We start from the raw sequence: 19,024 nt of genomic DNA on the forward strand, positions 1-19,024 counted from the left end.
TTTTTAAGAGATTCGCAGCCCTGTGAACATCAGCCTGCGGCAACCCGGCGGCAATGCTGCAACGCCGCTTCGATCAGGTTGTCGCTGGCCTCGGGAGTGCGAAACGCCGAATGCGCTGAAAGAGTGACGTTATCGAGACTGTAGAGCGGATGGTCAGCCGGCATGGGCTCGATATCGAAAACGTCGAGCCCGGCATGGCGCAGCTTGCCGTTTTTCAGGGCGGCGATCATCGCAGCCTCGTCGACCAGCGCGCCGCGCGCGGTGTTGATAAGAATGGCACCATCGCGCATGCGGGCGATGCGCTCGGCCGACAGCCAGCCACGGGTTGCATCATTGAGCAGCAGATGCACGGACAGGACATCGCTTTGCGCCAGCAACTCATCAGGCTGCATGAATTTCACCCCCGGATGGGTCTTGGCGCTACGGTTCCAGGCCAACACCTTCATGCCGGCCCCTTGGGCCAGCCGTGCCATCTCGGCCGCAATGCCGCCAAATCCCAGCAGCCCCAAGGTCTTGCCCGTCAATTGCACGGCATCGGTACGCAACCATTGACCCGCGCGCATGCCGCGGTCCATCTTGCCGAAATCGCGGGCCGCAGCCCACATCAAGGCAAAGGCGCATTCGGCCACCGCCGTATCGCCGTATCCCTTGATGATATGAACCTCGATACCCAGACCGGCCAGCTCTTCGGGATTCATGTAGGAACGTGCACCCGTGCCAAGAAACACCACATGCTTGAGCCCTTTGCAGTTGCGCGCCACGTCGGTGGGCAGGTGCGTGTGATCGATGATCGCAATCCCCGCGCCATCGAGCACGGCAGGAATCTGCTCGGGACGGATATCCGGCTGACCGTTGATCGTCAGGTCCGGATCACCCTGGCGATGAAGGCGTTGCGCCACAGCGGCCAGGGTCGGATTGGCATCGATGAATACAGCGTGCATGCGGGCTTCCTGTTGGGTGTGGAATGACCTCGAAAGCATAGCAGGCCGATGTCTGCCAGTCTGTTCAATCCTGCGATGCGGCCGGCGGCGCGATACGGAAGCGCACGGGCAACAAAAAACGCGTGGGCCGCAACAAGGGCTGGCCGTCGTCGAAGGCCAGGCCACGCATCGCCTCCAGTGCCGACTGATCCAACACAGGCCAGCCGGAGGATTCCTCGATTTCGATCTCATGCTCGCCTGAGGGCTGCATCGCGATACGCAGGACAACCCTGCCCTCTTGCATCATCCGTCGGGCCTTGAGCGGATAGACGGGCTGGTTCCAACCCAGCGTACGCACGACGGGCGGGATCTCACTGCTGAAATTCAGGCGCATCTGCTGGCGCACCGGTCTGCTCGCCACCCCCTCTTGCGCTGCTGGCGCCTGCGGCCAGGCTGCTAGGGGCGCAATGACGAGGCCCACCGCGAGGCAGGCGCTGGCGAAGGCGTTCAATGTCATGCTGCATTCCGACAAAAACTGGCGTGGACAGGACGGCGCACACTATATACCCCGCCCGCCCTCCTGCAGAGGCTTGACCCCACCTCGCCCGGCTGCGGATGGTCACGTCTTGCGCGGCCCCCTGGCCTTGCTGCGCGCCGCCGCCAACAACCCGGCGATCTGTTCGTCCTTGATCGCCAGTTGTGCAAGCAACTGGGCCGCGTGCGCTTCGAGGTCTGACTGCCGCTGAGACAGCGCCGCTTCGCGCAACGCCAGTGCACGCTCACCGGCCTCGGCAACCGCCTGCCAATGCGCCTGGCCGGCAAGCGCCTCACTGGCCGCAGCAAGCGCTGCGGCCAGCCGCTCGCCCTCGGCCCGCGCTTGCTGTTCCATCGCCTGCAGCGCCTGCGTATGGGACTGCTCGCGGGCAGCTAATGTTCGGGCACTTGCCTCACGCTCTTCCTGTAGGCGGCGCACTGCCTGGCGTTGTGCGTCTATGTCGAGCAGCCACCGCCGCTCGTGGCTGGCGTGGCGCGCCTCGGCCTGCTCCAGGGTTTCCTGATGCAATTTGTGGGCCGCAGCCAGACTGTCCCGTCCTTGCCGTTCGGCCTGCTGAAGCTGTTGGTGTGCACCCTCGAGGGCCTGCCGCAGGGCCTGTAACTCGGCCTCTGCGCTGTCGAGGCGTTGCTGCAGGGCCTGCGCCCTGGCCTGGGCTGCCTGGCCCAAGGCCTGCGCGGCGACCAGCGCAGCCTCCAGATCGGCCTCACGTTGAAGCAGCCGCTGAGCATCCGCCTCGAGGGCTTCGCGCTGCGTCTCGATGGCGGCCTGTTCGGCGCGCAGCGCAGCGTGCTGCTCGGCTGCCTGCGCGTTGGCATCGGCATGCGCCTGCGAGAGAGCCATCTGCCACAGCTGCTGGGCGGCAGCGACGATGGCGTCGGGCGGCTCGCCTTTGTCGAGCCGCCCGCCCAGATCGCGCAGCCAGGTTTTCAGGTGGGGGCCGACCGTATTGGGCGAGCCCCTGCCCAGATGCAAGCGCACCCTTTCTATCGTGGGCTGCTCGCCCGCGCGCAGCAACGCGTCTGCGGCGGCCCAAACGTCCTGCTGCTGAATACCGATCCCCATGTTTTTGCCCCTGGCCCTGATGACTGCACGAATTTGCGCGACGAATCGTATTTAGCGCGGATAATAGATGTTTATCCGCGCTAACTATACAATGATCGTATTATATATTATGTACTACATATGATTTACAACATTGATAAACGAGGGCCGTCCGTTGAGCCAGAATCTGCGGCGCAGTCGGGGGCTCTTTCGTTAAGCCAGCACCTCGAAGGGCTCGGAAGCAGTGCAGCCTCGCTGCGTGCCTTGCTGCGCGAAGGCAGCTCGCCCAATACGCGCGCCGCGTATATCGCGGCGATCCGCTATTGGTCCGGGTGGCATACCTTGCGCATGCAGGGCCCTTTTGTCCTGCCTTTGCCGGTCGCTACCGTGCTGCAATTCATCGCGGATCACCTGCAACACAGCGAGCAGACCACGCTGGTGCATGACCTGCCCGAGGCCATTGACCAACAGTTGGTGGCCAGTGGCGTCAAGCGTGCGCCAGGCCCGCTGAAGCTCTCGACGGTTCGCCACCGTCTGGCGGTGCTGTCTGAAGCGCACGAAACTCAAGGGCTGCCCAACCCTTGCCGCGACCGGGCCGTACGTGCGTTGATGAAGCGTAGCCGTGCAGCCTATGCACGCCGTGGCGACCTGCCCCAAGGCAAGGATGCCCTCACGCGTGAGCCGCTCGAGAAATTGCTCGCGACGTGCGATGACAGCCTTATCGGCCTGCGAGACCGCGCAATGCTGTTATTCGCCTGGGCCAGCGGCGGACGGCGCCGCTCGGAAGTCGTGGCCGCCACGATGGAGAACACGCGCCGCACACCTGAGGGCTATCTCTATACGCTGGCGCACTCGAAAACCAATCAGGAAGGCCGAGCACGCCCCGATATCTATAAGCCAGTTGCCGGCCGGGCCGCCGCGGCACTGAGCGCATGGCTGGAGAAAGCCAATATCACCGAAGGCGCGCTGTTTCGGCGCGTTCGGCGTGGAGGCATCGTCGGGGAGGCCCTGAGCGCCGAGGCCATACGCCGGATGGTCCAGGCCCGCGTGCGCCTGGCCGGGCTGGATGGCGATTTCGCCGCGCACAGCCTGCGCGCCGGGTTCATTACCGAAGCCGGCCGACAGGGCCTGCCACTGGCAGAGGTCATGGCGATGAGCGGGCATGCAAGCGTGGCCACGGTGATGCACTACCACCGTGCCGGAGCCGCCGCCTCCTCCAAGGCGGCCCACATGCTCGATGACGACTGACGCTCTGACGCGAGCCGCGACAGTCCACGCGCTACACTAGCGGATCAGGCGGGCACTGCCTGCAACATTCATCCGGCGCCGGCCCGCGTGTGGCCCGCCCTTACTGGAGCCTCACCATGGCACAAGCCTCTGCCCGTCATATCCTCGTCTCGACCGAAGCCAAAGCTCAGGAACTGAAAACCGCCATCGAAAACGGCGCAGACTTCGCGGACGTGGCCCGCGAAAACTCGAGCTGCCCGTCGGCTCGCCAAGGCGGCGAACTGGGCACGTTCGGGCCCGGTGAAATGGTGCGCGAATTCGACGAGGTAGTCTTCAGCGCCCCGGTCAACCAGGTCCAGGGCCCGGTCAAGACGCAATTCGGCTATCACCTGGTGGAAGTCACCAGCCGCCGCGACTGATCGTGGTGGTTCGCATCGGCTCCAAACCACCGCGGAGCCGATGCCATCGGCCGCTGACATGCTGTCACGCAGCCTAGAGATCGCGGCCCAGAGAGCGTGACCCGGGCACCAGGTTCTGCGTCACGGGCGGCGTCTCGTGAAAGCCTAGCGACTCATAGAGATACTGTGCCGCCAGAAACTCCGGCAACACGTCCAGACAGATGCGCCGGTAGCCTGCCGCACGTGCCTCGTCCAAAATACGTTCCATTAATTGCCGATCCAACTGCTGCCCGCGCGCTTCGGGCCTGACGTAGACGCGCTTCATTTCGCAAGTCGTCGCGTCGATCTCGCGAAAGCCGCCACAGCCGACCACCGCTCCCGCTTTCCTTGCCAGCAACATCAAGCCGCGCGGCCGGGCGTACTTGCCCGACAGGCCGTCACGTTCTTCGTCGTAGTGCTGATACTCCAGACTGACACGCGTGCTGCTGATGTATTCGCGGATGATGGCAATCAGGGCATCGCGGTCCTGGGGAAAACGGGCGCCTTCGATCTGAAACATGACCTACCTTCGCGGCACACGCGGCGCCGCTGCGTTCAAATAAAAACGCCTGCGCCGTCGTCCGGGGCAGGCTTTGCGTGCGCGTACTAGCGTCTGACGCACGCACGCCCCGCAGAAACAGGCCGTTGGGCCATAGCGCGGCAACAACGAGTATTTGCAGCATGGGCGCGGCTGTCTTGCCTCAACCGCAGGCTGTCAAACCGCGGCGAGCCGGTCGACCTACTTGAAGCGCGCCAGCGCCTGCGCGCCGGTCATACCCTCTTGCAGACCCAGGGCACGAGCTGCCTGGCTCACCGCGATCAGCGGTGCGCCAAGCATCTGCGTGTGATCCGAGACCCCGGTGACAATGGCTGCCGCCTCGCCGGTTTTGTCAAACGTCGCGATGTTGAGATAGCCGCAGGCCAGCACACCATTGCCGCCTTTGACCAGCAGCAAGGGACGCGCCAGCTCATGGCGGATCTGTTCGAAATCGTTGAGGTTGATGTCCATGATCGTCGGCCCCGAAGCGCTGAATGAAGAACCCATTGTGTCACAGCCGGCCCACTCTGCGGTTTAATAAGGCCATGGAACACGAACACGAACTTGCGGCGCGCGTCACGGAGCTGGAGATCAAGCTGGGCTTTGCCGAAGATCTGCTCGAACAGCTCAACCTGCTGGTCTTTGAGCAGCAAAAGCAAATCGAAGCGATGGCCGCCCAGATCGGGCAATTGCGCAATCAGCAGACCGACGGCGCCAACGGCCCGTGGCGCAGCCTGCTGGACGAACGTCCCCCGCACTATTGAATCTGCATTCTGTCAGGAGATCACCATGAGAATTGCCATGGGGCAATTTGCTGTCCGACCCGTGTGGGAGGAAAACACCGCCATTTGCCGCGACCTTATGGAGCGCGCCCGCGCAGGCGGCGCGCAGGCGCTGGTATTGCCTGAAGGCGTACTGGCTCGCGACATCACCGATCCGGACATCGTCAAACGCTCGGCCCAGCCCCTGGACGGCCCTTTTCTCACCGCCCTGCTGCCCTATACCCAGGGATTGACGGTATTTTTCTGCGTGCACGTCCCCGCCCCGGACGGCAAAGTCTGGAACACCCAGGTGGCGTTGCGCGACGGCCGGGTCATTGCCCAGTACCGCAAGCTGCACCTGTATGACGCCTTCAATATGCAGGAATCCATCAACGTCTTGCCGGGCGCCGACATCCCTGCCCTGGTCGACGTCGCCGGCCTGAAGATCGGCATGATCACCTGTTATGACTTGCGCTTTCCGGAGCTGCCACGCCGCCTGGTTCTCGATGGGGCCGATGTCCTCGTCGCCCCATCGGCCTGGGTCAAGGGACCACTCAAAGAAATGCATTGGGAGGTGCTCTCGCAAGCCCGCGCGCTGGAGAATACCTGCTACGTGGTCGCCGTCGGGGAATGCGGGCCGCGCAACATTGGAGCCAGCATGACGGTCGATCCGCTGGGGGTCATCATTGCACGTGCGGCCGAGACCGATGCGCTGGTATTTGCCGACATCGATCCGACCCGCTTGGCGCAGGCCCGACAAGCCCTGCCTGTTTTACAAAATCGCCGTTTCGGGCGCCCGGAACTGGCCTGAGTGCACTGCGGCCGGCTCGGATGCGAGCCGCGCGGCGGTCAGTGCCGCGCCGCGGATGCGGCGGCGCCGTCAAGCTGACCTACGCGCGTATGGTTTTCCACGCCGCGCACGCCGACGCAGCTATCGGCGCAGCTCTGTACGCCATGACGGGTGCGGCCATCTGGCACCATGCCGTCCAGCCGCACACACCCCTGGTGTACGTCAACCGTCACCGCACTGACGTCATACCCGCTGTGGCGCAGTTGCTCACGCACGATTTCGCCCACGCGCGCATCGCCGTTGATGATGGGACGGTGTTCGGTGGAGCCCGCCGCGTCAGCCTCGGCTGAACGGCGCGGTCCGGGATACTGGCCGCCCTCTTCATATTGAGGGCCCTTGGGATTCGGTTTGCGCTCACCCGCCTGGCCCGGGCGCTGCCCGGCCGGGCGTCCATAGCCGGGTTCGTCGGCTCCGACGCGGCCGCTTCTGGCCTTGCCCTGGTGCCGCTCCTGCTCACCGATTCCGGGGTTTCGCTGCGGTTCTGCGTGCTTTTGCATGCTTGCCTCCTTGGATATGCCCGCGCCATCGTTATCGACTTGTCTTTCCATAGTAGGAAGCGAAGCGCCCCGGCATGTAAACGTCGGAAACCAAGTGCTGGATATTACCGCTGGCTGAACGGTCGCCCTGCGAGCCAGCTACCTCGCCGTAAGCGCTGCTTACGATTTGTCCATCCCTGCACGCGGCGAACACCATATAAGCACCGGGAATATCTTTATTCTCGCAATGGGCGCGAAGCGATACACTGCCAGAGGCGCTGCTGACCGGTTGCGCACCCTCCATAAGCTGATCGCAACAATGTCCGCCTCTCTGCGTCCCGCATTGCCCATCCTGATCGGTGCGTCGATCATGCTCAGTCTGGCGATGGGGTTGAGGCAAAGCCTAGGTATTTTTCTGCCACCGCTGACGCAGGACCTGGGTATATCCGTCAGCGATTTCACCATTGCCATTTCCGTACAGAACCTGGTGTGGGGCGTTCTTCAGCCTTTTGCCGGCGCAATGGTCGTGCGCTGGGGGTTCCGACCCCTGATGGTAGCTGGCGCGTTGCTCTACATCCTGGGCATGGTGCTGCTTACCACCGCGCACGGCATGCTGGGCGTTTTGCTCGGCGCGGGGTTTGCGGTCGGCGCGGCACTGGCCGCGACCGGCAGTGCGGTCGCCATGGCCGCTTCCGTCCGCCCTGTACCGCCTGCCATGCGCAGCCTCGTGCTGGGGATTGTTTCTGCCGCGGGTTCGCTGGGTGCGTTGGTGGCCGCGCCCCTGGGCCAGTCCGTCGCCCAGACCTGGGACTGGCGCATGGGCGGCGTGTCGTTCGTCGTGCTGGCCGTTTTCATGCTGCCTGCTGCTTGGTATGCCGGCAAGGTAGATAGTCTTCCTCGGTTGCCTGCTCCTGTCGACGGTGAGCAGAATGCCCGCCAGGCGCTGTCCATGGCAATGAAGAATCTGCCTTTCGTCGTGATGGCTACCGCCTACTTTGTTTGCGGTATGCAATTGGTGTTTTTGACCACTCACCTGCCGGCCTACCTCGCTCTTTGCGGACTCGACCCGATGCTTTCGGCCAAGGCGCTGGCCACGATCGGCGGGTTCAACGCCATGGGTAGCCTTTTCTTCGGTTGGGCCGGTGGGCGTTGGAACAAGCAAATCCTGCTGGGCTTGATCTATATCCTGCGATCCCTGAGCTTCATTTGGTATTTCCACACGCTGCCTACCCCGGAAAGCACACTGGTTTTCGCAGCGGTGATCGGCTTTCTTTGGCTGGGCGTGGTGCCCTTGGTCAGCGGCTGGATCGCGCAGACGTTTGGCCTGCGTTGGCAGGCCATGCTTGCCGGGGTGGCATTCTGCGGCCATCAGTTGGGCAGTTTTACCGGCGCCATTGGCGGCGGGCTGGCGTATGACCTGCTTCACAGCTACACCCTGGCCTGGCAGGTGGGCGCGGGGATGGGCATCGCCGCGGGTATTGTGCAGGTTATGGTGGCCTACCTGGCCAGACCTCGCCCGCCGTGGGCCCCGGTGGCGACTTAAACAGTCGTCCACGTCCCACGCAACTCGCTGTCGCGCAGAATCTGCAGCAAGGTCTCGGCCGGACGGCTCAGATGCGCCGCGCCCAGGGTGACGAACTCCGCATCCGGCAAGGCAGGCAGCTTGGCCGCATTGACAGGCTGGGCCAGACCCCGCCCGCTCATGAATTGCGGCCTGACCGTCAATCCCAGGCCACCCCGCGCCGCCGCGCTGCTGCCCGCCAACGAGCTGCTGGTGCACACGATGCGCCAGCTCGCGCCCGCCATGGCCAGGGTGTCGAGCACAACCGAGCGCGACACACTGGGCTCGGCAGCCAGCACCAGCGGCAACGGTTGATCCAGATCCACTTCGGTACCGCTGCGCGCGATCCACAACATTTGACTGCTAAAGAGCCGAGTGCCTCGTGTGTCGCCTGGCCGCCGTTTACCTACCAGCAAGTCGATGGCACCGGCGTCGAGCAACTCATAGAGTTTGCCGGTCATGGCGATCGTGAGCTGAAGTTCCACGTCCGGATGAGCGGTGCGAAAGGCCGCGAGAATCCCGGGCAATGGGCCCAACGCAATGTCATCGGAGCAACCCAGGCGGACCCGGCCCCGCAGACGCGGGGAACGAAACTGCGACTCTGCATGCGCCATCGCTTCGAGAATCACGCGGGCGTGCACCAGCATGGCCTCGCCGTCGGGAGTCAGCGCCACGGTGTGCGTGTCGCGCGTCAACAGCCGGCGGCCGACGTTGCTTTCCAGACGCCGGATGTGTTCGCTGATGGTGGATTGCGTCAGTCCCAGCTCACGGCCGGCAGCCGAGCAACTGTGCGATGTGACGACGGTGGCGAAGGAGCGCAACCAGACGGGATTGAGCATGGAGAGGGCCTGAGCAAGTACTGCTCATCGAATATATCGATGACAGTCAGTGTACCTAACGGATATATCGATAGGCTAGCGCTCACTAGAATAAACCTATTGCACAACGCCTGACGCTTGCCCGCCTCAGGCAAGTTTTCAGGACCCGCGTCGTTCATGCCCAAGTCTTCCGCTCACACCGCCATGCTATGGACCGTAGCAGGCGGTTTTTTCATGGTTCATCGAGGAATACCGGGGAATGCAGACCGGATCTTGAGGAAGAAGTACTCCTGATCGCGGTAGCCGTAGGCGCGGCGCTTGATGACTTTGATGGTGTTGTTGATGCCCTCGACGATGCTGGTGTTGAGCCGGTGGCGACAGCGAGACAGAATCCCGTGCAGATAGGCTTTTAGCTTGAGCGCGAAGTGAGCCAAGGCGGCGATGCCGCTGCCCTGAGCCTGTTGCAGCCAGTGATCCCATGCCTGGCGGGCGTAGCCGGGGTGTTGGTAGAACCACAGCTGTTTGAGCTCATCGCGCATCAGATAAGCGGTGAGCAAGGGCTGGTTGGCCTGGAGCAACTCGTCCAACTTTACCGATTGGCACGGATCGAGGTTTTTGCGATTGCGCAGCAGTAGCCAGCGACTGGACTTGATCACCCGGCGGGCCGGCTTGTCGTGCCGCAACTGGTTCGCTTGGTCTACACGCACCCGGTCTATCACTTCACGGCCGTACTTGGCCACGACGTGGAACAGGTCGTAGACGATCTCGGCGTTGGGGCAGTTGGCCTGGATCTCCAGCTCATAGGCCGTCGTCATGTCGATCGCTACGGCCCGGATCTGCTGGGCAACCCCAGTTGGCAGTTGTTCGAAGAAGGCTCTGGCCGTCTCGCGCGAGCGGCCATCACCGATCCATAGCACCTGACGGCGGATCGGATCGACAACGACCGTGGCATAACGATGGCCCTTGTGTAGAGCGAACTCGTCCATCGCTAGGTAGTGGATCTGGCTCCAGTCCGGCTCTTGGATCGCCCGTCGCAGCAGGGCCTTGTCCAGCGCCTTGACCGTGTGCCAACCCAGTTGGAAGAAGCGCGCCACGGCCAGAATGTTGCTGGACTCAAGCAACTGGCTGACCGCCTCGGCCAGCCGGTCGGTCACTCGCTGGTAACGGCCCAGCCAGCTCAGCCTCTCCAGATGCGGTCCACCGCACTGCTCGCACCAGACCCGCCGACGCGGCACTACCAGCGTCACTCGCAGCGCCATTAGCGGCAGATCCCGCACCCGGCGCGTGGTCGTCTCATGCACCTGCCGACATCGGTTGCCGCAGTGCTCGCAGTGCATCGTTCGCGCTGAAGGCTTCAGGTAAATCGTGACCGTCCGGCTCTCACCTTCAGGCCACACGACCCGCTCCACCCGATAACCTTCCCACCCACCCAACCTCTCGATCGTCTTGCGGTCCAGCATGATCCCGGCCTTGATCCTTGAAAAATCAAGGATCAAGCGTAACGGCAATCAAGCACGGCTCCACGCTATTCCGCGATGAACCTTTTTCATGCAGGCGCTCGATACCACCATCATCAATACGGCCTTGCCGTCCATGGCCGACAGCCTCGGTGTATCGGCGTTGCAGATGCAACCGGTGGTGGTGGCTTACACCTTGACGATGGCCCTGCTCACGCCCGCCTCGGGCTGGCTGTCCGACCGCTTCGGCTCGCGCCGCGTCTACTTTGTGTCGATATTGCTTTTCGTGCTGGGCTCGGTGTTCTGTGCGCTGTCGCAGTCGTTGCCGCAATTGATCGCTGCGCGCGTGGTGCAGGGTGTGGGAGGGGCCATGCTGTTGCCCGTCGGCCGCCTTGCCGTACTGCGCGCGATTCGTGGTGAGGCGTACGTCGCTGCGCTGGCCATGATCTCGATCGCCGGTCAGGTCGGGCCCATCGTCGGCCCCACTCTGGGCGGCTGGTTCGTGCAGTCTATGAGCTGGCACACCATTTTCCTGATCAATGTGCCGGTCGGCGTCTTGGGACTCGTTGCAGTATGGAAATTCCTGCCTGACGACAGCCTGCCCGATGCGCCACGCTTTGACTGGCTTGGTGGCGCTTTGCTGTCGTTGTGCATGGTCAGTTTCTCGCTGGCCCTGGAAGGCCCCGCGCACGAACACCGCGCACTGATCGCCAGCGTGCTGCTCAGCGTCAGCGTTCTGTCGGTCGGTGCGTACATATGGCATGCCCGCCGCCACGCCAATCCGCTGTTCCGGCTGGAACTGTTCAGTGCGCCGAATTTCGGCGTTGGGCTTGCGGGCAACCTTGTCTGCCGCATCGGATCGAGCGCCGTGCCGTTTTTACTTCCGCTGCTGATGCAGTTGCAGCTCGGCTACAGCCCTCTTCACTCCGGCCTGATGCTGCTGCCGGCGGCAGTCACCGGTGCAATTGCCAAAAGCTGGATCACTCCGCTGCTCAAACGTTTCGGCTACACCCACTTTCTGATCTGGAACACCGTCCTCGTCGGCGCGTCGATTGCCGGTTTCGCGACCTTTTCGCGGGTTACCCCGCTGTGGCTGGAAATCGCCGTGCTGTGCGTGTTCGGGGCCAGCAATTCCATGCAATTCGCGGCCATGAATGGCGTCACTCTCAAGGGCCTGCCGCCACGCGACGCCGGCAGCGGAAACAGCCTGTTTTCGATGGTGCAAATGCTGGCCATCGGACTGGGCGTGACCATCGGCGGCGGCTTGGTGACGCTGTTTGCTGGACATAGCGGCGATGCGGCCAGCGCATTTCGTATCGCCTTCGCGGTGACGGGATTGGTCACCATGACCTCGGCATTGGTTTTCCGCCGTATCGACGCACCGACCCGCCTGAGCCCGCAGGCGGCCTGAGGCCGGTGGCGGGCGCGGGGCCGCGCGCGTGGCGCGACCCCGCGGCCGAAGGTCTACTGTCCCATCGCCGGATCCGTGACCGATGCCTTACCGGTTTCCACGCGGCCGGCAAAACGTCGCACAAAGGCAGGATCCTCGCTCAGGCGTACGGTGAAGTCGTACCAGGCGCCGCTATTGGCAAGCGCCCAGTGCTGCTCGAACTGCCCGCCGGCGGCCACGCTGATACTCCAGCTCTCGTTGTTGGTGTAGTAGGCGTTGGGCGTGACCTCGAAATGGCAAGCGACGTTGCCGGTGTTCAGGAAGCTGGCATAGACGTCACCGTTAGCCACGTCATAGCAGACCCGGATCTCGGCATCGAGCTGTGCCGTTCTGGCCAGCGCGAGGTCCCCGGCGAAATGCCGGTGATAACCATTGGGGCCCAGCACCCACAGGTCGTACATGCCGCTGTCGCCGGCGACATCCCAACTGCCTTCGAGCTGCTTGCCAGCTTCGACGGTATACCGGCGCGGTAAACGATCCAGATGCAGCCGATCATAGACATGAAATACGGCGGCCGCCTTGCCGGTATTGGCAAACACCAGCCACATCGTTCCCGTGGCCGGCTGGCTGCGGCCGCTGGTGTGCAGCTCGTAAGGCAATGCTCGCGAAGGCCGCACGCCCGCGTCCTGAACCGGCCGCGCCTGCGCGGAGATATCCGGCAGCGGCACGGCCGGCAGCGCCTGCTGTGCACTTCGCTCCTGATCTGAACCGGTCCGCGTCAGCAGGTTCAAATCTGGCAGCACCTCGTCGTTGGGGTTGGCGAAGTTGAACGCCGAGGTCATGTCACCGAGCACTGCACGCCGCCAGGGGCTGATGTTCTCCTCCGCGACACCGAAGCGCGCCTCCAGAAAGCGCAGGACGGAGGTGTGATCAAAGGCTTGCGAATTGATCCAGCCGCCCCGGCTCCAGGGCGAGACGACATACATCGGTACACGTGGCCCAGGTCCGTAGACGCGGTTGTCGGCAGCATCTTGCGCCGATGCATGCGTATGGCGTTCCATATCGGTATTGACCGTCGAGGCGCCTGCCATCGAACCATCGGCGTTGATCGACGGCGCGGCCGGCGACGGCACATGGTCGAAGTATCCGTCGTTCTCATCAAAATTGATCAGAAAGACCGTTTTGCTCCAGACGTCCGGATTGGACGTCAGCGCGTCCAGCGCTTCCTGGATATACCAGGCACCTTGCACCGGGCTTGATGGGCCGGGATGCTCGGAATAGTTGGCCGGCGCCACAATCCAGGACACTTGCGGCAAGGTGCCATTCTGGACGTCGTCACGCAGAGCCTGCAGAAATCCGCCGTCGGGCATGGTGTTGGCTATCCCGCGGTACAACGGGTTGCCGGCGTCCATGCTAGGGGTCCACGGCGTGTAGGGCGAGCCGCTGCTGGCGTTGCCGGCCAGTTCGTTGGCACGGCGATACTGCTGGAAGCCGGCTAGCGGATTGTCCGTGTAGTTGTCCGGCAGATTCTGATAGACCTTCCAGGACACCCCGGCGCTTTGCAGCCGCTCGGGATACGTCTTCCAGGTCCAGCCGGTCGAAGATGCCCCCAAGCCGTCCCACTGGTTGCGGGTCGAAGGCCCATTGCCCTGGGCCAAGGGATCATTGGTGCCCGTCCAATGAAAGAGCCGGTTGGTATTGGTGCCGCCATGCGAGGCGCAATGGTAGGCGTCACACAGCGTGAAGGCTTCGGCCAGCGCGAACTGAAACTCCACCTCCTTTTGCCGGTAATACCCCATGGATTGATCTTGCTTGTAGCGCGGCCATTGCTGCATGCGACCGCCATCCCATGCGTTTTGCGCATCGGCGTAATCATGCGGCGTGCCCGCGACGCGTTGTGCATTGCCCTGCGTGCTATCGAGGTGATAGGGCATCACCACGCGGGTACCGTTGCTTTGCTCCCATACGCTGCGCGGGCCTGGCAACGGAATTGTGATGCGATCGCCAAAACCGCGAGCGCCCTTGTACGTCCCAAAATACATGTCGAAGGAGCGGTTTTCCTGCATCAGGATCACCACATGCTCGACGTCGTTGATCGTCCCGGTGCGGTTATTGGCGGGGATAGCCAGGGCACGGCGGATCGACGGCGGAAACATGGACAGCGCGGTCAGACCGGCAGTCGACGCCAGAGCGTTGCGAAGAAAGCGCCGCTTGCCGGCGTGAATAGGCGTGTTGTTGGAGTTCACAATTACTTTTCCAGGCAGGTGTTCGGGACTCAGGGCGCGCAGCGCAACTCGGGTTTGACGGCAGGCGGCTGCGGCTGGGTGCCGTTGTCAGGGGCGGCAGCACTGTCGTCGTCGTGGTCACTGCCGCCGCACGCGGCCAGCGCGGCCGTCAACAGCAGGGTGGCGCCCAGGCGCAGGGCGCCGTGCAGGAAGGGATGCTTAGTCATGGGTGTGTGTTCCGGCGAAAATCAGCGAAAAAGTTCCTGGACGGATCGTCCGGACAGTGCGATGGAGCGCACTTCGGCCTCGGTCAGCGCACGTGACCAGATGCCCAGGTCGTCGAAGTACATGGTGTAAGGCCCTTTGGTTCCGGCGCAGCACACGCCATACGTGCCCACTCCGTCTTCGTTCAGGCCGATGTGCGGGCCAAGTGAGCCTTCGACCTGCGCGAAATTGACCGACCCGGTGGCCACGCTACGGCGCGAGAACCCCAGCTCCGGGTCATACACATAGGCCTCCATCGTTTTGGCCGTCTTATTGATGACCATCGCTATATAGATCGGCTTATTCGGTGTGAACCGGACCCCGTTAATGTCTACACGCGCCCCGCCTGCCAGGTTGAATCGCAACTCCGGTCCAGCCCATTGGGCGATGGTGATGCCGGGATTGGCGCCAGTGTTGTAGTTTTTGTTGCCCACAATGGAGCGATCGTTGGCCACACCATCCGACTGATACCAGAAACCGATGGTAAAGGCGTTGGGCGTGGTCAGCATCCCGGCGGGATGATCCAGCTTGAAGGCCCCGCTTGCGGCCGAGCCGCGCTCGTTCTGGAACATCTGCCCGAAGACGCCATGTTGAGCAAAGGCAGGCTGCTGCACGCCGTCATAGGGGGTGATCGCGCCTCCCCCATTGGCCAGGTCGGTCAGCGCGCCCTCGAAGGGGAAAAACATCGTCAGACCGGCGCGCAGCGACTCCAGCAAGGCGACGGGCTTGGTGTAGACGACCGTGGCGCGTGCCGTCGCCACCGAGCGGCCTGCCGACACGCTATAAATCAGGTTCATCGCGGAATAGCGTGGAGCCGTGCTTGATTGCCGTTACGCTTGATCCTTGATTTTTCAAGGATCAAGGCCGGGATCATGCTGGACCGCAAGACGATCGAGAGGTTGGGTGGGTGGGAAGGTTATCGGGTGGAGCGGGTCGTGTGGCCTGAAGGTGAGAGCCGGACGGTCACGATTTACCTGAAGCCTTCAGCGCGAACGATGCACTGCGAGCACTGCGGCAACCGATGTCGGCAGGTGCATGAGACGACCACGCGCCGGGTGCGGGATCTGCCGCTAATGGCGCTGCGAGTGACGCTGGTAGTGCCGCGTCGGCGGGTCTGGTGCGAGCAGTGCGGTGGACCGCATCTGGAGAGGCTGAGCTGGCTGGGCCGTTACCAGCGAGTGACCGACCGGCTGGCCGAGGCGGTCAGCCAGTTGCTTGAGTCCAGCAACATTCTGGCCGTGGCGCGCTTCTTCCAACTGGGTTGGCACACGGTCAAGGCGCTGGACAAGGCCCTGCTGCGACGGGCGATCCAAGAGCCGGACTGGAGCCAGATCCACTACCTAGCGATGGACGAGTTCGCTCTACACAAGGGCCATCGTTATGCCACGGTCGTTGTCGATCCGATCCGCCGTCAGGTGCTATGGATCGGTGATGGCCGCTCGCGCGAGACGGCCAGAGCCTTCTTCGAACAACTGCCAACTGGGGTTGCCCAGCAGATCCGGGCCGTAGCGATCGACATGACGACGGCCTATGAGCTGGAGATCCAGGCCAACCAGCCCTTGCTCACCGCTTATCTGATGCGCGATGAGCTCAAACAGCTGTGGTTCTACCAACACCCCGGCTACGCCCGCCAGGCATGGGATCACTGGCTGCAACAGGCTCAGGGCAGCGGCATCGCCGCCTTGGCTCACTTCGCGCTCAAGCTAAAAGCCTATCTGCACGGGATTCTGTCTCGCTGTCGCCACCGGCTCAACACCAGCATCGTCGAGGGCATCAACAACACCATCAAAGTCATCAAGCGCCGCGCCTACGGCTACCGCGATCAGGAGTACTTCTTCCTCAAGATCCGGTCTGCATTCCCCGGTATTCCTCGATGAACCATAAATCAGGGTGTGCATGCCCTCGGCCTCGAAAGCCAGGGCCGAATCCACATACTCCGACGTGGTGCCTGCCACCCGCGCGATCTCGACTCCGTCGCGGCTGATGACGACGTCGCCCTGCGGCTCGCCGACGCGCACCCAACGCAGAGTCACGCTTTTGTTATCCGTGGCCGTGCGCGTCACCAGTCTGCGCACCGCCACGGGTTCTGCCAGCGACGTGCCCGCCATGTCGTACGCGCGCGGCTCGGGCAATGCGCCCATGTGGCTCAACACGGTCGGCGTGACATCGGCCGCGCTGGGCAAGGCATACCAATTACTGTCCCAGGAGCCATCGAAAGCGGCATCATCCGCGCTGCCACCGAGCATGCATTCAAGGTTGCCCGCCACAAAAATAGTCTTGTTCAGCGACAGAGGCAGTCCGTCTTCGGTACCGGTCTTGCCTAGGCCGTGGCTGCTCACCAGCAGCGTCAGCCATTTCTCTCCGGGGTGGGCCAGTTGCCTGGCCGCGACCTGTGCTGCAAGGACGCCGACGGCGGCGTCGGTGCGGCGCAGTACAGCCTCATAACTGACATCGAGCCCCCCTGCAGCAGCAGCCCTGCCCGGCGCACCGAACTGAGCCAACACGATGTCATAGCCCTCGGTGATCCGGTCGCGCGCCTGCGAGGACACACAGTCGTCCTGGCCCGCGCAATCGGTCAAGGACGCGAGATACCCCGCGTCGTGATCGCGCCGCAAGAGAGTGGCCAAGGGGCTGGCCGACAGTGCAGCGGCGCTGCGCACCTGCGGCTGAGCGGCAATGACACGTTGAAACAGGCTGGCGGTCTTGATGGCCTGATCGGTGGCGTTGGAACGCACGTTATGCCGATCGGCCCACTGACCACTGAGGAGTGTGGCCCATCCAGGCGCAGACAGTGTCGGCTGCTGGGTCGCCTCGCCCGTCACTCCCCCGGTCCAGGCCCGCGTGAGCGAATACGCAGACAAGTGGGGCAAGGTTTTGTCCGCCAGCCCGCGCCGCAAGGCATCGTACGTCAACCCGTCGTGACCTGTGACCTGCCCCCAGATTTAGTACGGCACCGACATAGAGCCCAGGGGTAAAAGACCTTCTTTCTGATGAGCCTGCACGAATTGCGCCGGCGTTAAATATCCGAGCGCGCTGTGAGGCCGATCGGTGTTGTACTCGACTCGCCAGTTTTCGATCAAGCTTTTAGCCTGTCGCAGGGACAAGAACCAGTGCTCGTTAAGGCATTCGTCGCGGAACTTGCCGTTGAAACTTTCGATATAAGCGTTCTCCACCGGCTTACCCGGCCGAATAAACGACAGCTTTACGCCTGCTTGGTAGGCCCAGGCGTCCAAGGCTCTTCCGGCGAACTCTGGCCCGTTGTCCACGGTAATAGATCGCGGCAGGCCACGCATCTCCGCCAGCCGTTGCAGCACCATGGCAACACGCAGTCCCGGCAACGACGTATCGACCTCGATGGCCAGGCATTCGCGAGTGTAGTCATCGACGATAGTCAAACAGCGGAATCGGCGGCCATAGGCTAGGCCGTCGGCCACAAAGTCCATTGACCAACTCTGATTCGGCGCGATTGCCGCTGGGCGAACCACGCGCTCGGTCGCCGCGATTCGCTTACGCTTTCGTTTTCGCACGCTTAACCCTGCCAGACTGTGCAGCCGCCAGATTCGCTTGTGATTTGCTTGCCAGCCTTCGCGACGTAAGAGCACATGGATCCTCCGATAGCCGTAGCGTCGTTTCGCCACTGCCATCTCTTTCATGCGCTCGGTCAGCGCAGCATCGCCTGAGCGTGTGCTCTCGTAGGCAAACAGCGACCGCGAAATTCCTACCAGCCCACAGGCCCGGGTAACACCCATGCTGCGCTCGGTCATTAATGTCCTGACCGCCTCGCGTTTGGCCTGCGGGCTGACTACTTTCGGCTTAGCAGATCCTGAAGCGCCGCCTTGTCCAGCATCGACTCGGCCAACAGCTTCTTGAGCTTGTTGTTCTCCTGCTCCAGCTCCTTGAGCCTCTGAGCGTCCGACACCGTCATGCCACCGAACTTCGCCTTCCAGTTGTAGTACGTTGCCTCGGAGATTCCGTGCTTGCGGCACAACTCTGCGGGCTTGGCACCTGCATCGGCTTCCTTGAGCACGCCGATGATTTGCTCTTCCGTAAATCGTTTCTTCATTGCCATTCCTTTGGGAACGGACTCTACATCGATTTCGTACTAATCACGGGGAGCAGGTCACAGAAAGTCAAATTTTCACCTTCATCTACTTATAGAGTAAAAAATAGAAAATTTCATATAAATATATTTTTTTGCCTGCCAAACCAGATACTCGATAGAAAAGTGTTGTTTTAATACAATTAATAAAAAATACTTGCGAATAATATCCTGAGGTTCCGAGCTTTACCGGTATGCTGTTGTCCGCCTCAACGATGCGATTCGAACGTGGGAAGTACAGGCACACAGAACTCACGACGCAGGCGGTAGTGCGACTCGCAGGACAACCGCAAGGGCGGTCAGGTGGCAGCCGATAGCCCAAGCGGCCAGGCTCATCGGCAAGGCATAAGCGGAATCTGAACAACGGGCGATACAATCCTGTGCGCGAAGGCGGCGGCCGCTGG

The 19,024-nt window shown here is 62.6% G+C and carries 19 protein-coding genes; 7 read left to right on the plus strand and 12 right to left on the minus strand.

Annotation, left to right across the window (positions count from 1 at the left end; all coding sequences use genetic code 11):
• Positions 1-29 precede the first annotated feature (29 nt).
• The 3 genes from LK440_RS08050 to LK440_RS08060 form a co-directional block, all read right to left on the minus strand.
• Positions 30-941: an NAD(P)-dependent oxidoreductase gene (locus LK440_RS08050; protein WP_005013690.1), complete on the minus strand. Its 912-nt coding sequence runs from the start codon at positions 939-941 to the stop codon at positions 30-32.
• 64 nt (positions 942-1,005) lie between these two features.
• The gene (locus LK440_RS08055) at positions 1,006-1,437 is read right to left on the minus strand and encodes a TonB family protein (RefSeq protein ID WP_005013689.1); all 432 of its coding nucleotides are present in this window, start codon (positions 1,435-1,437) and stop codon (positions 1,006-1,008) included.
• Between the two features lie 102 nt (positions 1,438-1,539).
• Complete coding sequence (locus tag LK440_RS08060) at positions 1,540-2,538, minus strand: DNA-binding protein (RefSeq protein WP_005013688.1); 999 nt, start codon at positions 2,536-2,538, stop codon at positions 1,540-1,542.
• Positions 2,539-2,781: 243 nt separating this feature from the next.
• Here LK440_RS08060 and LK440_RS08065 point away from each other — a divergent pair, with 243 nt between their 5' ends.
• Together LK440_RS08065 and LK440_RS08070 are read left to right on the plus strand one after the other, a co-directional pair.
• Positions 2,782-3,765, plus strand: a complete 984-nt coding sequence (locus LK440_RS08065) for a site-specific integrase (protein ID WP_005013686.1) — start codon at positions 2,782-2,784, stop codon at positions 3,763-3,765.
• Between the two features lie 116 nt (positions 3,766-3,881).
• Positions 3,882-4,163, plus strand: coding sequence for a peptidylprolyl isomerase (locus LK440_RS08070; RefSeq protein ID WP_005013685.1), 282 nt, complete (start codon positions 3,882-3,884; stop codon positions 4,161-4,163).
• A gap of 73 nt (positions 4,164-4,236) precedes the next feature.
• On the opposite strand, the gene LK440_RS08075 is transcribed toward LK440_RS08070, so the two are convergent.
• Positions 4,237-4,701 carry a GNAT family N-acetyltransferase gene (locus LK440_RS08075; RefSeq protein ID WP_005013684.1) on the minus strand — a complete coding sequence of 155 codons (465 nt, stop codon included), beginning with the start codon at positions 4,699-4,701 and terminating at the stop codon, positions 4,237-4,239.
• A gap of 219 nt (positions 4,702-4,920) precedes the next feature.
• A complete protein-coding gene (locus LK440_RS08080; RefSeq protein WP_005019379.1) occupies positions 4,921-5,190 on the minus strand; it encodes a YunC family protein in 270 nt (89 codons plus the stop codon).
• Positions 5,191-5,264: 74 nt separating this feature from the next.
• On the opposite strand from LK440_RS08080, the gene LK440_RS08085 reads away from it, so the two are divergent.
• Positions 5,265-5,483, plus strand: coding sequence for a SlyX family protein (locus LK440_RS08085; RefSeq protein WP_005013682.1), 219 nt, complete (start codon positions 5,265-5,267; stop codon positions 5,481-5,483).
• Between the two features lie 25 nt (positions 5,484-5,508).
• Positions 5,509-6,291: a deaminated glutathione amidase gene (locus tag LK440_RS08090; protein WP_005013681.1), complete on the plus strand. Its 783-nt coding sequence runs from the start codon at positions 5,509-5,511 to the stop codon at positions 6,289-6,291.
• A 38-nt stretch (positions 6,292-6,329) separates the two neighbouring features.
• Here LK440_RS08090 and LK440_RS08095 read toward each other — a convergent pair whose 3' ends face one another.
• Entirely contained in the window at positions 6,330-6,827 is a 498-nt protein-coding gene (locus tag LK440_RS08095) for a BON domain-containing protein (RefSeq protein ID WP_005013680.1), read from the minus strand.
• Between the two features lie 298 nt (positions 6,828-7,125).
• Here LK440_RS08095 and LK440_RS08100 point away from each other — a divergent pair, with 298 nt between their 5' ends.
• Positions 7,126-8,349 (plus strand): MFS transporter, encoded by a 1,224-nt coding sequence (locus LK440_RS08100; protein ID WP_005013679.1) that lies wholly within the window; start codon positions 7,126-7,128, stop codon positions 8,347-8,349.
• Here the strand turns inward: LK440_RS08100 and LK440_RS08105 are convergent.
• Positions 8,346-9,206 (minus strand): LysR family transcriptional regulator, encoded by an 861-nt coding sequence (locus tag LK440_RS08105; RefSeq protein ID WP_005013678.1) that lies wholly within the window; start codon positions 9,204-9,206, stop codon positions 8,346-8,348. The genes LK440_RS08100 and LK440_RS08105 overlap by 4 nt on opposite strands.
• 218 nt (positions 9,207-9,424) lie before the next feature.
• Positions 9,425-10,645 (minus strand): ISL3 family transposase, encoded by a 1,221-nt coding sequence (locus tag LK440_RS08110; RefSeq protein ID WP_005011985.1) that lies wholly within the window; start codon positions 10,643-10,645, stop codon positions 9,425-9,427.
• 88 nt (positions 10,646-10,733) lie between these two features.
• Between LK440_RS08110 and LK440_RS08115 the strand changes: the two genes are divergently transcribed.
• Positions 10,734-12,053 (plus strand): DHA2 family efflux MFS transporter permease subunit, encoded by a 1,320-nt coding sequence (locus LK440_RS08115; protein ID WP_005013677.1) that lies wholly within the window; start codon positions 10,734-10,736, stop codon positions 12,051-12,053.
• Between the two features lie 53 nt (positions 12,054-12,106).
• Here the strand turns inward: LK440_RS08115 and LK440_RS08120 are convergent, their stop codons facing one another.
• From LK440_RS08120 to LK440_RS08130, 3 genes are read right to left on the minus strand one after another with little or no spacing between them, the layout of a single operon-like run.
• A complete protein-coding gene (locus LK440_RS08120) occupies positions 12,107-14,278 on the minus strand; it encodes a phosphocholine-specific phospholipase C (RefSeq protein ID WP_005013676.1) in 2,172 nt (723 codons plus the stop codon).
• A gap of 29 nt (positions 14,279-14,307) precedes the next feature.
• Positions 14,308-14,484, minus strand: a complete 177-nt coding sequence (locus LK440_RS08125) for a hypothetical protein (protein WP_017685973.1) — start codon at positions 14,482-14,484, stop codon at positions 14,308-14,310.
• A gap of 21 nt (positions 14,485-14,505) precedes the next feature.
• On the minus strand, positions 14,506-15,318 hold the full coding sequence (locus LK440_RS08130) for a LamG domain-containing protein (RefSeq protein WP_005013675.1): 813 nt from the start codon (positions 15,316-15,318) through the stop codon (positions 14,506-14,508).
• A 75-nt stretch (positions 15,319-15,393) separates the two neighbouring features.
• On the opposite strand from LK440_RS08130, the gene LK440_RS08135 reads away from it, so the two are divergent.
• Positions 15,394-16,398 carry an ISL3 family transposase gene (locus tag LK440_RS08135; RefSeq protein WP_005012353.1) on the plus strand — a complete coding sequence of 335 codons (1,005 nt, stop codon included), beginning with the start codon at positions 15,394-15,396 and terminating at the stop codon, positions 16,396-16,398.
• Positions 16,399-17,463: 1,065 nt separating this feature from the next.
• On the opposite strand, the gene LK440_RS08140 is transcribed toward LK440_RS08135, so the two are convergent.
• A protein-coding gene (locus LK440_RS08140) for an IS3 family transposase (protein ID WP_370510767.1) occupies positions 17,464-18,584 on the minus strand; the annotation gives its coding sequence in 2 pieces (ribosomal slippage) (positions 17,464-18,332 and positions 18,332-18,584; 1,122 coding nt in all).
• Positions 18,585-19,024 lie beyond the last annotated feature (440 nt).

It is taken from the genome of Bordetella holmesii (assembly GCF_020735985.1).
Taxonomy (GTDB): domain Bacteria; phylum Pseudomonadota; class Gammaproteobacteria; order Burkholderiales; family Burkholderiaceae_B; genus Bordetella; species Bordetella holmesii.